This is a genomic window from Rothia sp. (in: high G+C Gram-positive bacteria) (genome assembly GCF_015265375.1).
GTDB lineage: Bacteria > Actinomycetota > Actinomycetes > Actinomycetales > Micrococcaceae > Rothia.
In genome coordinates, this window is record NZ_JABZXW010000008.1 from 33,130 (window position 1) to 47,096 (window position 13,967).

At 59.6% G+C, this 13,967-nt stretch carries 15 protein-coding genes and 2 tRNA genes; 11 read left to right on the top strand and 6 right to left on the bottom strand.

The features are described 5' to 3' along the window. Positions 1-98 precede the first annotated feature (98 nt). The 4 genes from HXO69_RS02335 to HXO69_RS02350 all read left to right on the top strand — a co-directional run bounded on the left by HXO69_RS02335 (position 99) and on the right by HXO69_RS02350 (position 2,617). Positions 99-446, top strand: a complete 348-nt coding sequence (locus tag HXO69_RS02335) for a DUF4190 domain-containing protein (RefSeq protein WP_296545080.1) — start codon at positions 99-101, stop codon at positions 444-446. Positions 447-654: 208 nt separating this feature from the next. After that, positions 655-1,155: a DUF4190 domain-containing protein gene (locus HXO69_RS02340; protein ID WP_296545081.1), complete on the top strand. Its 501-nt coding sequence runs from the start codon at positions 655-657 to the stop codon at positions 1,153-1,155. Between the two features lie 204 nt (positions 1,156-1,359). Beyond that, positions 1,360-1,995, top strand: coding sequence for a DUF4190 domain-containing protein (locus tag HXO69_RS02345; RefSeq protein ID WP_296545082.1), 636 nt, complete (start codon positions 1,360-1,362; stop codon positions 1,993-1,995). 178 nt (positions 1,996-2,173) lie between these two features. Beyond that, positions 2,174-2,617, top strand: coding sequence for a hypothetical protein (locus HXO69_RS02350; RefSeq protein WP_296545083.1), 444 nt, complete (start codon positions 2,174-2,176; stop codon positions 2,615-2,617). Between the two features lie 102 nt (positions 2,618-2,719). Here the strand turns inward: HXO69_RS02350 and HXO69_RS02355 are convergent. Beyond that, positions 2,720-2,807: transfer RNA gene (locus tag HXO69_RS02355), tRNA-Ser, on the bottom strand. Positions 2,808-2,932: 125 nt separating this feature from the next. On the opposite strand from HXO69_RS02355, the gene HXO69_RS02360 reads away from it, so the two are divergent. The 3 genes from HXO69_RS02360 (at position 2,933) to HXO69_RS02370 (ending at position 5,810) form a co-directional block, all read left to right on the top strand. Further along, a complete protein-coding gene (locus HXO69_RS02360) occupies positions 2,933-3,943 on the top strand; it encodes an NAD(P)H-quinone oxidoreductase (RefSeq protein WP_296545084.1) in 1,011 nt (336 codons plus the stop codon). A 233-nt stretch (positions 3,944-4,176) separates the two neighbouring features. Beyond that, positions 4,177-4,716: a dehydrogenase gene (locus HXO69_RS02365; protein ID WP_296545086.1), complete on the top strand. Its 540-nt coding sequence runs from the start codon at positions 4,177-4,179 to the stop codon at positions 4,714-4,716. Positions 4,717-4,934: 218 nt separating this feature from the next. Continuing rightward, positions 4,935-5,810 (top strand): CoA ester lyase, encoded by an 876-nt coding sequence (locus HXO69_RS02370; RefSeq protein ID WP_296545087.1) that lies wholly within the window; start codon positions 4,935-4,937, stop codon positions 5,808-5,810. 112 nt (positions 5,811-5,922) lie between these two features. Here the strand turns inward: HXO69_RS02370 and HXO69_RS02375 are convergent, their stop codons facing one another. Together HXO69_RS02375 and HXO69_RS02380 are read right to left on the bottom strand one after the other, a co-directional pair. Then, entirely contained in the window at positions 5,923-6,189 is a 267-nt protein-coding gene (locus tag HXO69_RS02375) for a hypothetical protein (protein WP_294627228.1), read from the bottom strand. Positions 6,190-6,295: 106 nt separating this feature from the next. Continuing rightward, positions 6,296-6,370: transfer RNA gene (locus tag HXO69_RS02380), tRNA-Thr, on the bottom strand. Between the two features lie 308 nt (positions 6,371-6,678). On the opposite strand from HXO69_RS02380, the gene HXO69_RS02385 reads away from it, so the two are divergent. Both HXO69_RS02385 and HXO69_RS02390 read left to right on the top strand, forming a co-directional pair. Then, positions 6,679-7,443, top strand: a complete 765-nt coding sequence (locus tag HXO69_RS02385; RefSeq protein WP_296545088.1) for a thioredoxin domain-containing protein — start codon at positions 6,679-6,681, stop codon at positions 7,441-7,443. After that, the gene (locus HXO69_RS02390) at positions 7,443-8,231 is read left to right on the top strand and encodes a spermidine synthase (protein ID WP_296545090.1); all 789 of its coding nucleotides are present in this window, start codon (positions 7,443-7,445) and stop codon (positions 8,229-8,231) included. The genes HXO69_RS02385 and HXO69_RS02390 overlap by 1 nt, the downstream gene beginning before the upstream one ends. 102 nt (positions 8,232-8,333) lie before the next feature. Here the strand turns inward: HXO69_RS02390 and HXO69_RS02395 are convergent, their stop codons facing one another. Further along, on the bottom strand, positions 8,334-9,308 hold the full coding sequence (locus HXO69_RS02395; protein WP_296545091.1) for a DMT family transporter: 975 nt from the start codon (positions 9,306-9,308) through the stop codon (positions 8,334-8,336). 184 nt (positions 9,309-9,492) lie between these two features. After that, positions 9,493-10,554, bottom strand: a complete 1,062-nt coding sequence (locus tag HXO69_RS02400) for a DMT family transporter (RefSeq protein WP_296545093.1) — start codon at positions 10,552-10,554, stop codon at positions 9,493-9,495. A 271-nt stretch (positions 10,555-10,825) separates the two neighbouring features. Between HXO69_RS02400 and HXO69_RS02405 the strand changes: the two genes are divergently transcribed. Further along, on the top strand, positions 10,826-11,707 hold the full coding sequence (locus tag HXO69_RS02405) for a di- and tripeptidase (RefSeq protein ID WP_296545094.1): 882 nt from the start codon (positions 10,826-10,828) through the stop codon (positions 11,705-11,707). Positions 11,708-11,821: 114 nt separating this feature from the next. Here the strand turns inward: HXO69_RS02405 and purB are convergent, their stop codons facing one another. Continuing rightward, a complete protein-coding gene (gene purB / locus HXO69_RS02410; protein ID WP_296545095.1) occupies positions 11,822-13,255 on the bottom strand; it encodes an adenylosuccinate lyase in 1,434 nt (477 codons plus the stop codon). A 250-nt stretch (positions 13,256-13,505) separates the two neighbouring features. Here purB and HXO69_RS02415 point away from each other — a divergent pair. Then, positions 13,506-13,967: ABC transporter substrate-binding protein (locus tag HXO69_RS02415; RefSeq protein WP_296545096.1), on the top strand; the 462-nt coding region annotated here is incomplete at its 3' end.

Below are 13,967 nucleotides of genomic sequence, written 5' to 3' on the forward strand. Positions count from 1 at the left end.
GCTACTGTCCCACCGATAAATAGAGGGCGTCTCTGGCGTGTGATTTTTTCATGCAACGTTGCCAGAGTTGTCTTATTTACTCAACGAAATGAGAAATCATGTCTGAAAACCCCAACAACCCCCAGCCCCAGTTCAACCAGGACCCCCAGTTTAGCCAGCAGGCACCCCAGTATGGTCAGCAGGCTCCGTACGGTCAGCCGGTTCTGACTCCCGAGCAGCAGGCACAGGCAAAGAAGGCAAAGACCCTGTCGATTGTCTCTCTGGTGAGCGGTATTGTGAGCTTCTTTGTCCTCGGTTTCATCCTTGGGGCTGTAGCTATTGTGACCGGCCGCCTGGCTATGAATAACCCCGAGCTGAAGAACCGCGGTATGGCTATTGCCGGTACTGTTCTGGGTGTCGTCAGTATTATTTTGCTGGTCGCTCTGAAGATTTTTGTAAAGTACTAAGATTGAAGCTACCTGCAGTAGCCTCATGATTTGAGAAAGCCCGCGAGCGCCCGTGCGTACGCGGGCTTTTTCGCGCCCGTTTAACGATCTTCCTCTACAACGGAGTGCATCGTATGTATCCAAATGACGAGTTCAGTTGTATGGGCCTCAGTGATGAGTTAGGGTGAGTAATGTTTAATGCACACCATTCACATGAAAGAGGGACCGCATGTCTCAGAACCCGCAGGACTCTAACTCCTACGACTACAACCCGGAGTACAGCAACCTGAACGAGCAGAACGGCCAGAACCAGCCCGGTCAGTATGGCCAGCAGCAGTACCAGCAGCCCGGCCAGTACGGTCAGCCCATGATGGTGCCCGTCGGTATCGTTCAGAAGACCCCCGAGCAGCTTGCGGGTGAGAAGGCTGCTCAGACCTCCATGGTGCTGGGCATTATCGGCCTGGTCTGCAACTTCTTCGTCAGCTGGTGGTTGTTCGGTCTGCCCTCCCTGATCCTGGGTGTTATCGGTATCTTCAAGGCGAATGAGGCGGAGCGCTACGGTGCGGCTGCTTCGGCAGGTCGCATCATGAGCTGGATTAACGCAGTTATTGGTGGCCTGTACCTGCTTTTCCTTGGCGGCGGTCTGCTGATGCTGGTGATTGCGGGTGCCGCAAGCAGCTCGTCTTCCAGCCACTTCGCTGAGCTGGTCAGCGCCCTGGCACTCTTCTAAGAGCTTTCACCCTTCCAAAGGGTATAGGGAAAGCCCCGTTCCTTATTGTGAGGAACGGGGCTTTCGCATACCTGCCAGGGGGCGCTCCACTGCCTTCTTGAAACGTATTGTGCGGGTTTGCGCAACAGATGTAGTTGTACCCGTTTCGGTGATAGGTTAGGGTGAATACTGTTTAACACACCAGCCGTACGAAAGTGAGATGGCATGTCTCAGAATCCTCGGGGTTCAGACCCCTACGACTACAACCCGGACTACAACCGTCTGAATGAGCAGTACAACCAGAACGGCCAGTACGGGCAGAACACTCAGTACGGTCAGTACGGCCAGGGTTCTTACGGCCAGTACGGGCAGGGCTCCTACGATCAGTATTCCTATGACCAATACGGTCAGAATTCGTACGGTCAAGACTCGTATGGTCAGAACCAGTACGACCCGTACGGTCAGCAGTACCAGCAGCCGGGTCAGTACGGTCAGCCCATGATGGTTCCTATCGGTATTGTGCAGAAAACCCCCGAGCAGCTTGCCGGTGAGAAGGCTGCTCAGACTTCCACGGTGCTGGGTATTATTAGCTTGGCTTGTATTCTGACTCTCAGCTGGTGGCTGTTTGGTCTGCCCTCCCTGATTCTGGGTGTTATCGGTATCTTCAAGGCGAACGAGGCAGAGCGTTATGGTGCGGCTGCTTCAGCTGGTCGTATCTTGAACTGGATTAGCGTAGCCATTGGTGGCATGTTCCTGGTGCTTTTCGGCGGTGGCCTTCTGCTGGCGATTATGCTGGCTCTTTCTGATTCTGCCGCAAATTCTAGGCTCGTGGAGACTGTACAGATGTTGACGCTTTTCTAAAATCTTTGTCTGCCTCGAAAAGGTGAAAGCTCCGCTCCTCATTGTGAGGTGCGGGGCTTTTCTGTATGTATGCCGTGTGTTTCCTGGATTGAGCCCGACATGCTTGTTCCCCGGGTGGGGAAGGTCTAGGGTGAAGTTAACACCCCTTGCGTGTGGAATGTGAAAGGTCGTGGATGCGATGTCGCAGCTACCCCAAAACAACGAAGCCTTCGATTACAACCCCGAATACGCCAAGCTATACCAGGAAGATAACAACGAGCAGCCTAGCCCGGATACTTCTGACGAACAGCTACTACCCGCCAATGAGTCTCCGGGTGAGTTCTCAGATCAAACGGCGGGTAAAAGAGCAGCGAACTTCTCCCTACTGTTTGCCTTCCTCAGCCCGCTGTCTTTCGTTCTAGGGTTTTGGTTGCTTGTCCAGGGTCTTGGAGAAAGCGGTCTGCAGGTAGCTCTCGCCGCGCCGGTGCTGAACATCCTGGGCATCTGGCAGGGGCGGGTAGCGCAGAGGCATGGTACGCGCGCCCTCGAAGGTCGTATTCTCAACGGGCTGGGGCTATGCATTTTCATCGGTATCGCCGCCCTCTTCATGTATATTGCGAATGCCTTGTCACAAATCAACTGACGGCGCCCCCGGTAACTCAAAACGGCGTATGCAAAGAGCCCCGCTCCTCAATACGAGGAACGGGGCTCTTCGCGCTCCACACGTGGAGCAGAAGCTAAAACGCGGATGGTAAGGGATTTGAACCCTTGAGACGGGGTTACCGCCTACTGGTTTTCAAGACCAGCTCCTTCGGCCGCTCGGACAACCATCCATACGCACCAGAGACCGGCATTTTATGGCAATACCGTGCCGCAGGGCACTACGAGATTATCTCATGCGATAAGCTTTCTGTAAATCGCGCACCAACGATGGTGCTTCCGGCAATGAGGAGGACTCATGAGAGCAATTATTGAGAACAGTCACGGTGGACCTGAAGCTCTGACCATCACCAAAGTACCCGCCCCCGTGCCCCGCTCCCACGAAGTTCTCATCCGCGTTCACGCCGCCGGAATCAACCGCGCCGACGCTCTGCAGCGTCGCGGATTCTACCCGCCGCCCGCCGGTGCGAGTGCCATCTACGGCCTCGAAGTAGCCGGCGTTATCGAGGCGGTCGGTGAGGGTGTCTCTGTGGAGAACCGTGGTACTTCCGTTATGGCGCTGCTCGCCGGAGGCGGCTACGCCGACTACGTGACCGTACCGGTCGACCACGTGCTACCCGTACCCGAACAGCTGAGCTTCGCCGAAGCCGCCGGCATCCCCGAAGTCGCGGCAACCGTCTACTCGAACCTGGTGCTCACCTGCGGCATGAGCATGAACCCCGCCGAAAACCTCAAGGAAGACGGCGAACCCGCGGTGGTCCTCGTACACGGCGGTACCGGCGGTATTGGCGTGCACACCATCCAGCTGGCGCTCGCCGCGGGTACCCGCGTTTTTGCGACCGTGGGAACCGAGGAAAAAGCAGAATATGTGCGTTCACTAGGTGCGGAACCCATTATCTATACCGAACATTCGTTCCGTGAAGTTCTGCTTGCTGAAACCGGCGGACGCGGCGCCGACTACATCCTCGACGTAGTGGGCGGAAAATACCTGGATGACAACCTGCACACCCTCGCCGACGGCGGCCACCTGTGCATTATCGGTCTGATGGGCGGTGCCAAGGCAGAAGTGAACCTGGGGTACATGCTCTCTCGCCGCCTGTCGGTGCACGCCACGAGCCTACGCACCCGCTCCGACCGACAGAAGGCTGAGATCCTAAGCGGTGTGCGCGAGCACGTGCTGCCGCTGATTGAATCCGGCAGGATCGGTGTGGGGCTGGATCGCGTCTTCGATATGGAGGAGGCGGCTGCCGCCCACGAGTACTTCGACTCGGGTCAGCATCGCGGCAAGATTGTGCTGCGCATGGTCTAGAAATCGCTGTGCTCCCCGCGGTGCCGCTTTAGGATGGTGGCGCGGGGAGCGTCGCGTGAGGGTCGTGATGAAAATCCGGGTTCGAAATAATCAGCTGACTGCTGACATCTCGTCACCAAAAGAGATTTAGGGTAACCTAAGTATAAGGAGGTTTGTGGGCCACCGCAGAGCCCAACACCGGCAACCTCCACTGACCAACAGACACGGCACACACACCACGCAGAGGAGGACATATGGGACTTAAAAGCTACCTGCAATCGCGCCGCGACGACGCCGAACTCGGCAAAGGCATCTGGCGCCGATCCCACGACCGGTTCATTCGCGGCATTGACCGCTTCCACCAGGTCCTCGAACGCCTAGCGGCAACCGATTCGTCCACCTCCATGATTGAGCTCATCGTGCCGGACGCAAACGCGCTTGCCGACTTGATTCCGCGCGTGCGCGCAGTCGCTATGGAAGCGCACCGCCTCGCCCCCAGCGACGGCGATATTCCCGCCTCCCCGCTCGGCACCTACTCCGACCTGAACCGTGCCCTCTCCAAAGCGGGTAACGCCGTGGCACTCTGCGCCGAAGCGCTCGCCATGGCACGCTGCTTTGGCAACTGCGCGAGTGCATGCGATCGCCAGGTGAGCGTACACCGCCGCGTGGAAACCGTCATCCAGCACATTGAAGACGCTGAGCGTCTGATTCAGCGCGCCCAGAAAGAAGCCGCCGGTGAGCTGACCTTCGACGACGGAATTCCCGTAAGCCGCACCCAGCTGGTTGAGGCATAACACCGGAGCCTAAATACCGGTCAACAGGCGGGTTAGTTTGATGTGCACCTCAACAGGCGATACGCTTAAAGAAGGGGTGTAGGACACTTCTTATGCGGTTCCGTCACAATGGAGGTGACGACACAATGCGATGGTACGCGCGGAAGAACCGCAGGCTTTTTCCTGCCCCTCTACGGCACAACCCAATGCACAATAATTCACGGAAGAAGTCACACACCATGTTTGAATTCCACCGCAACGAGCGCGCACGCCAGCTGCGCCCCAGCCTCTCTCGTTCCTGGCTCCTCGTGCGCGCCAACTCCACTGAAGAAGTTTTTGAAGAGGCCTTCGAATCCGAGGCTGACTCCATCATCATCGACCTTGAAGACGGTTGCCCGCCCGAAGAGAAGGATGCAGCCCGCGAACAGGTCGTCCGCATGCTCAACTCCGGCGTGGTCGCATGGGTGCGAATCAACGCCATCACCACCGAACACTGGTGGAAGGACGTCAAGGCTCTCAAGAACGTGAAGGGCCTGCGAGGCGTCATGCTCGCCACCGCAGAGCACGCCACCGACATCGACCGCACCGCAGCCGAGCTGCCCGCCGGTACCCCCATCATCGCGCTGATCGAGTCTGCACTCGGCGTGCACCACTCCGTCGAAATTGCCCGCGCGATCGGTACCTTCCGCCTCGCATTCGGCGCAGGCGACTACCGCCGCGACACCGGCTCCTCCGCAACCCCCATGGCGCTCGCCTACGTGCGTTCGCAGCTGGTCATCGCCTCCACCCTGGGTGGTCTGCCCGGCCCCATCGACGGCCCGACCCTCGGCGCATACGGCGCTGACCTCTCCAAGGCATGCGGCTTCGCAAACGACCACGGCATGACCGGTAAAATCACCCTAGACATCCGCCAGACCGAGACCATCAACGCGGCATTCTCCCCGAGCGAGGTTGAAATCGAAGAAGCACACCAGATGCTCGACGTGCCCCTCGACGGCCCCCGCGACGGCTCCTACCTGCCGCGTTACCTGCGTGCAAAGAAGGTCAAGGAACTCGCCAAGGTCTACGGCCTGTGGGGCAAGACCGACAGCGACTTCCAGCGCGCATCTAAGTAAGGTGCTCGCCTAAAGTACACGCGTAAAAAGCCGCGCATCCGAACCCCGAATGGGGAATCGGATGCGCGGCTTTCGTATGCCCTCAAAATGGCGGCGCGCCGTAGCTTAGCTGCTAGTTACGGGGCGACTTGCCGCCCGTTAACGCATGAGCACACACATACGAAGTCACCAAAGAAATCACAATCGGCACCAGGAACGAGGTGTCATCCTCATACACGGAACGGTAGAAGAACCACACCGCCAGGGAAACCACCAGCGCCAGCACGTACACCAGCGCAAAACGCATCGTGGGGCTCATCGGACGCGAAGAACCCGCAGCGGCACGACCGCCCTGCGAGCGGTTCTGCAAACGCTGAGTATTTGAGGAGTGAGAAGACACGAGAATCTCCTAAAAATCGACGGTGACATCTCTTAAGACAATGACATCTCGCAGATGCTAAAAACCGCCGCAACACACCGGAAACCGGCACGCGTTACGGCGGATGTGGAGCCCCCAGTGGGATTCGAACCCACGACCTTTTCTTTACGAGGGAAATGCTCTACCCCTGAGCTATAGAGGCACATATGCTGTCATCCATAGCCGCCCGAAAGCAACTGACGAACAGTGCATACCCCGCAATAGTACCAAAAAGGCGGGGGAGAGGCTAATTACTTTCAGCACCGTGACCGCCGGCGCGCACAGGGGCCGCACACACCCATAGTGTGTACTGCATTCACCCCACAAACCCGCCCGAAGATAGAGAAAGCCCAGGCGGCAGGCATACAATAAACCCTATACCCACGGCGGCTGACAGCGCCTCACTGCGCCCATCAACCACAGATGCATCAACCACAGGTCAGCCCGCCACCCATAGAGAGAGGAACCACCATGACTTCACCCCTCAACCGCCGCACCCTGCTACTGGGCGTAGTACCCGCCGCCGCCCTGGGACTGAGCGCATGCGGTTCCAGCTCCTCCCAGTCTTCTTCGAGCGCATCGGCATCTGCGAGCGGCTCCGCAAGCGCATCCGCTACCTCGTCGAGCGCCACCGCGAGCGCTTCGGCATCCGCTGCCCCCTCGGGCTCGGCTACCGCTTCTGCAACCGCCGATGACGGCTACGTCGGCTACCGCCTCAACCGCGAAGTACCCGGCGCAGGCACCGCAACTCTGTACACCGACTACCAGTGCCCCTACTGCGCCAAGGCAGAACCCAAGTTCGAAGAAGCAGCCAAGAAGCTCGACGGCGTGCTGAACGTGACCGTGCGCCACATGCCGCTGAACATGCACGTCAACGCCGTACCCGCCGCCCTCGCCGTGGAAGCAGCCGAGGCGCAGGGCAAGCACCTCGAAATGGCGAACAAGCTCTTCGCCACCCAGAACGACTGGAAGGGCATCAGCGAACGCGACAAGCTGCGCACCCTCTTCAACGACTACGCCAAGGAACTGGGCCTGAACACCGAAGAGTTCGACAAGGTTCTGCTCGCTTCCGATACCGTCAAGCCCATCCAGCGCGACTACGATCACGCCGTGAAGATTGGCGTGAAGGGCACCCCCACCTTCGTCGTGAACGACAAGGTCGTTGAGGGCCTGGATTCCTCCTCCTCGGTGGATGATTTGGTCAGCACCTTCAAGCGTGAAGCTGGCGTGAAGTAGTGGCGCACATTCAACTCTCCGGCGGTCAGCGCGCCGAAATTCACCCGGACGGGTTCAGCGACCATGGCTACGTCCTCGAAATCGGCGGTGCCGAACAGTCCCACGTGGATATTGCGGACCCCTCCTACGTGTTCTACGAGTACCTGCGCCGCATCGCAAACACGGTGGATGCGCTCGCCCCTGCCGGCGAGCCCATCACCGCCGCACACCTGGGTGCCGGTGCACTCACGCTCGTGCGCTACATTCAGGCGACCCGCCCCGGATCACGCCAGGTTGCCGTGGACATTGAGCCCGAGCTCATGGGTTTCGTGACGGACCGCCTGCCGTTGCCCGCCGGCACCGACTGCCAGCTGGTGGTGGGTGACGCCCGAGAACAGCTGGCGAACCTGCCCGAACTGCTGGGCGTGCCCGGCTTCGATGCGATTATCCTCGATATCTTCACCGGCATGGATGCGCCCGCCCACCTGGCGAACTGCGACTTCTACCGCGAACTCAAGAACGCCCTGAGCGAGCGCGGCATGGTTGCTATCAACGTGGGTGACGACGCGGGTCTGCCCTTCTTCCAGCTGCAAGCAACCGCCATGCTGGAAGTCTTCGACCACGTGTGGTGCCTGTGCGAAAGCTCCATGCTCAGCGGGCAGAACGAAGGCAACCTCGTGCTGGTTGGTACCTCCCGCGAGCTGGACGAGGACACCCAGGACCGGCTGTACGCGATGGGCCCGCATCCGGCGGAGGTGCTCACCACCGAAGAGCTGCGCGACCTGCTGGACGAGCTGGCCGAGAGCTAAAACTGAAATATAAAACCGTTGAGGCGGGTACCTAGGGGGTACCCGCCTCAACGGTTTTGTATATGGGTTTTCTATATGCCGCGCGCTGGCGGAATTTTCGTTTTACTCGGGTAGCGGCACGGGGACGGGGTCCTCGCCCTCGTCCTTTGGCTTGGGGGAACCGCCCTGCGTGGTGGTCAGCGTAATACCCACACTCGCGGTCATCAGCAGGCAGATTGCCAGCCAACGAACCGGACCGGTCTCCTGATTCAGCAGAGCCCAACCGGCGATTGCCGCAATCGCGGGCTCCATACTCATCAGCACGCTAAATACGCGCTCCGGTAGGTTGCGCAGAGCCATCAGCTCCGCGCTATAGGGAATCACCGAAGCGAACATGGAGGTACCAAAAATCATGAGGAGCAGCATCGGATCCTGCGCCGCATTCCACAGCGGCTGGGGTGCCGGAACAATCGCCGCCACCGGAGCAATAAACGCAGCACCGACAAGCATCGCCACCGCCAGGCCGCTCGCGCCCGGAACCAATGCACCCACTTTCGCGCTCGAGCGAATGTACAGTGCCCAGAACACGCCAGCAACCAGCGCGAACGTCAGACCCAGGTAGTCGGTATCCTTACCGACCGCCGCCTCATAACCGAGCACCAGCATGCCCGCCAGGGCGCACAGCACCCACACCGCGTCGCGGAGCCTACGAGTCAGCATAGACGCCAAAGCCAGCGGCCCCAAGAACTCCACCGCAACCGCCAAACCAATCGGGATGCGGTCAATCGCGCAATAGAAGAAGCCGTTCATCAGACCAAACGTCATACCGAAAATGATGACGGCACGCCACTGCTCCTTCGACCAGGACAGCGCACCCGGCGGCATCATTCCGCCACGACGGGCACGCCAACGAGCCGCCAACCAGACGGCGCTACCCACCACAATGGACGCAATCGCCAGACGGCTCACACTCACAGCAAGCGCACCAAACAGCGGGAAGAGGGTCACCGCGAACGCGGCGCCGAACTGCAGCGACGAGCAGGACATCAGCACAAACATAATGCCCAGCGCGGGACGCTGGGGTGCGGTATGCTGCACGGTTCTCCTTCCTGCGCCTCACAAGGCGGTACTTCTCCACGTGTGTACATGCTGTGCCACTACGGGGCAGAACGAACGCTCCAATAGCGCCGTTTTAAAGAGCGCGCCCCGGGCAACACGAGATACTATCCTACTCGTTACCCGGGGGTGCTAGAAGCCGTCGACACGGCTACAGTTCAGTAGATCAGAGGCCCTTCGCCTCACGGTCAGCCTTAATCTGAGCGGCTGACGGGAGCGTAATGGAACTGGTCGCCATCTTCGCAATATCCACCGCGTGCGCATCCACAGCGCCGGGCAGGTAACGATCGGGATCCTCCAGCGTGCCCTCCTCCTGCGCCTTCTTCTGGGCGCGAGCGTGAGAAATCGAAATACCGATACTCGCAGCCACCAGCAGGGCAATAGCAACCCAACGAACCAGGCCGGTAGCCTCACCAAGCATCACAATACCCACAGCCGCCGCAATCGCAGGCTCCAGGGACAGCACCACGCTGTAAATATGCGCGGGCAGCAGACGCAGCGAAGAAACCTCACCCAACGCCGGAAGCGCAGAAGCCAACAGACCCATCAGGCAACCAATAGCCAGCAGGTTCACATCCTGGGTCACCTTCAACAGGTTATTTCCACTAATCAGGAACGGGAACGGCAGAACCAGCAGAGTCGAAACCGCGTTACCCATGACCATGCCGCCCATACCCGGGATCAGCGCGCCCACCTTCTCAGTCGCCAAAATGTAGGCGGCACGAGAAATAGCGGTCAGCACCGCAAAGAACACGCCCACCAGGGCGAAATCCTCAGGCTTCGCCTGCGACTCAGCCGTCAGAATCGCCATACCCGTAAAGGACAGGGCAATCCACACCAAGTCCAGCTTGCGGCGCGACATAACCGTCGCCAACACCAGCGGACCCATAAACTCAATAGCCACAGCAATCGCCAGCGGAACCTGCTCAATCGCCACATAGAAGAACGCATTCGCACCCGTCAGCGCAATACCCATGACAACAACAGTCAGCCACTGCGCACGAGTCCACGAACGAATCTGCGGACGGAAAAACGCCCACATCAAAATGGTGGAGGTCAACAGGCGCAGAGTCACCACGCCCCACGGGCCCAAATCGCCCATCAGCTGCTTAGCAAGAGCCGCACCGAACTGCGCCGAAATAATCGCGCCGGTCGCGTAAGCAACACCCAGCCCCTGAGTCATCACAGGAGAACGCGCAGCATTGGGCGTATGGGTGGAAGAAGTCATAGCAATCCTTATAGTCCAGAAGAGGTATTAGCCGCTATCTGTCATCAGGCGCGACCCGGAATCATCGTGAAACAGGTCACGCACTATGCAAACAATGAATAGTGTGTAATCTAGGACAATTTTACGCGGTTTAAAAATGGGCGCAAATAATGACCAAAACACCCTAACCAACCGCATACCACCCGCACGCCCTCAGTGAAAAAACACCCCCAAACCCCACCACAACCCCCATATTCAGGAAATATTCACCCAGCCGTGATTTACTGAGAGCATGCTTGACCCGAAGAAGTCTCTATTCGATGAAGACGGCAACCCCCGTCCCGCGCTAACCACCACCCTCGACAACGTACTGCGCATGCAACGACCGCTCGCGCTGTCCATCGTCAAAAAACTGCGTGAAGCGCACCCCGACGAAACCCCCGAACAAATCCACAAGCGCCTCGACCGCACCTACCTGCGCGACATCACCGCCATCGGCGGCGTCACCGGCGCATCCGCATTCGTGCCCGGCGTAGGTACTGTCACCTCCATGAGCCTGTCCGCGCTCGCAGTCGGCGGCTACCTCGAACGCACCGCCCTCTACGCCCAGGCAGTCGCAGAATTGCACGGCGTGCACGTACACGACGCCGAAACCGCCCGCTCCATGGTCATGGCAATCATGCTCGGTGACGAAGGCTCCCAGCTCATGAACACCGTGCTCCTGCAGACCGGCAAGGCAAGCGGCGTCTCCAACAAGTGGGGCATGCTGCTCGGCAACTCCTCCGGCGGCAAGATGTTCAGCGTCGAACGCACCATCCGCAATATGTTCATCCGCCGATTCCTGACCCGCCAGACCGGCGCACTGCTCGGCCGTGCCCTGCCCTTCGGTGTGGGTGCAGTCGTTGGCGGCGGCGCAAACCTGACCCTCGGTAAGGACGTCGTGCGCAACACCCGCCGTGCCTTCGGCGACGCACCCGCCTACTTCCCCGCAGAGCTCATGATTACCCCGCGCGCACCCCGCGTACAGGGCGGCGAAGGTTCGGAAAGCTCCTCCGGCGTGGCTGGTGCCCTCCTCAAGGGCGTCAAGGACGCAGGAAAGGCGGCAGGCAAGGTCTTCACCCGCGGCAAGGGCCACGACACCGAGACCGGCCACCGCCGCATGCTCGGCCGCTAAACCCGCTGGTCATAAAACCAGAACATAAAAAGACCCAACACGCTAAAGACCCCGGATCCCTGAACACAGGGACCCGGGGTCTTTAGCGTGTAAACCGTTAGCGGGCGCTACGGACTAAGCGTTCTTCGCGTGATCCAGCAGCTGAGCCGCAATACCGTTGTAGGTGTGCGGAGTCAGAGCCGACAGGCGCGCCTCAGCCTCGGGGGAGAGGCCCAGAGTAGCCACAAACTCCTTCAGACGAGCAGCATCCACGCGGTGACCGCGAGTCAGCTCCTTCAGGCGCTCATACGGGTTCTCCATACCGGGAACACCCGCGATAGCCTCCGCACGCATCACCATCTGGATAGCCTCAGCCAGGACCTCCCAGTTGGAATCCAGGTCAGCGGAAATCACGTCGGTTGCAATGTCCAGACGCTGCAGACCCTTCACCACGTTAGAGATAGCCAGCACCGAGTGGCCGAACGCCACGCCAATGTTGCGCTGAGCCGAGGAGTCAGTCAGGTCGCGCTGCCAACGAGAAGTCACCAGGGTCGAACCCAGCGAATCCAGCAGAGCGTTGGAGAGCTCCAGGTTAGCCTCCGCATTCTCAAAACGAATCGGGTTCACCTTGTGCGGCATGGTGGACGAACCGGTCGCACCGGCCACCGGAATCTGGCGGAAGAAACCAATCGAAATGTAGCTCCACACATCGGTGCAGAGGTTGTGCAGCACGCGGTTGAAGTGCGCGATATCCGAGTACAGCTCGGCCTGCCAGTCGTGCGACTCAATCTGAGTGGTCAGCGGGTTCCAGGTCAGACCCAGGTGCTCCACAAAACCACGAGAAATCTTCTGCCAATCAGCGCTAGGCACCGACGCATAGTGAGCAGCGTAAGTGCCGGTCGCACCGTTAATCTTGCCGAGGAACTCGGTCGCCTTCACGTGCTTGACCTGGCGCTTCAGGCGGTAGGCGAGCACGCCCATCTCCTTGCCCAGGGTGGAGGGGGTTGCCGGCTGGCCGTGAGTGCGCGAAAGCATGGGAACCTCGCGGCCCTCCTCGGCCAGGTTCAGCAGAACCTCAATCAGCTCCTCCGCGGCGGGAATCCACACGTTCTGCACGGCATCCTTGATGCCCAGGGCGTAGGAGAGGTTGTTAATGTCTTCGGAGGTGCAGCCGAAGTGAACCAGCGGCACCAGGTGGCCTAGACCCAGGCCCTCCAGGCGGCGACCAATGTAGTACTCGACCGCCTTCACGTCGTGAACGGTCACGGCCTCAATCTCAGCCAGCTCCGCCACGGAATCAGCGTTGAAATCGGTCACGATGGCGCGCAGGCCCTTCTTCTGCTCCTCGCTCAGCGGGGACAGACCCGGCAGCACCTCGTGCTCGCACAGGTAAATGAACCACTCGACCTCAACGTGGATGCGGTCGCGGTTCAGCGCCGCCTCAGAGAGGTAGTTGGTCAGGGGTGCGGTCACGGAAGCGTAGCGTCCGTCCAGGGGGCCCAGCGCAAGTTCGCCGGTGCCCAGATCAATACGGCCAGAAGGCAAGAAGGTGTTATTGGTGTGAGACATAACTCTATTTTTGCATGAATTCGCCGAAAAAAAGAGGCGGGCAGAGCATATAGACGTGATGGGCGTCTGGGTTAATTGCAGAAATATGACAAAACGAGGGGTACGGAGGGGGCATTTTTCGGGTGATAAGGGGCAAAAACGTGCGAATTTTTCGAAACAAGCCGAAGTTATCCACAGGTTGGCGCACTCCGCCTGCACGGTCACCGCGGCAGATTTAGCCTAAAACAAACCCGCCGTGAAAGGACACACTATGAGCACCCTCGTCGACACCACACCACCACCCGTACCCCAGCTGCCCCGCATCGAACCGACCGATATTCTCCGCGCTGCAGGACACATGGGCATCGGCACCGCCGCCGGCCACGCCCTCGCCACCCAGCTCATGGCAGCCGCCACCCTTGCCCGCGCCAAAGGCGCAGAACTCTCCCACAGGATGCGCACCGAAGCCCAAGAAATCCGCACCGCACACCAACGCGCCAACGAACTCAACGGCGACCACTGGGCATCCGAAGCTGGACGCGCCTACCGGCGACAGCTCGAAGAACACCGCGAAAAAATCCGCAACCAAGCCGAACAAGCCGAAAACGCCGCCGCCATGATCGCCGCCGCCGGTGAAGAACTCGCCAACGACCTCACCTCCAAAGCGCAGGCAATCGAAGCCGCCGCCTCCGCCGTAGATAACCTACTCGGCAAACTCGCCGACGGCGTCACG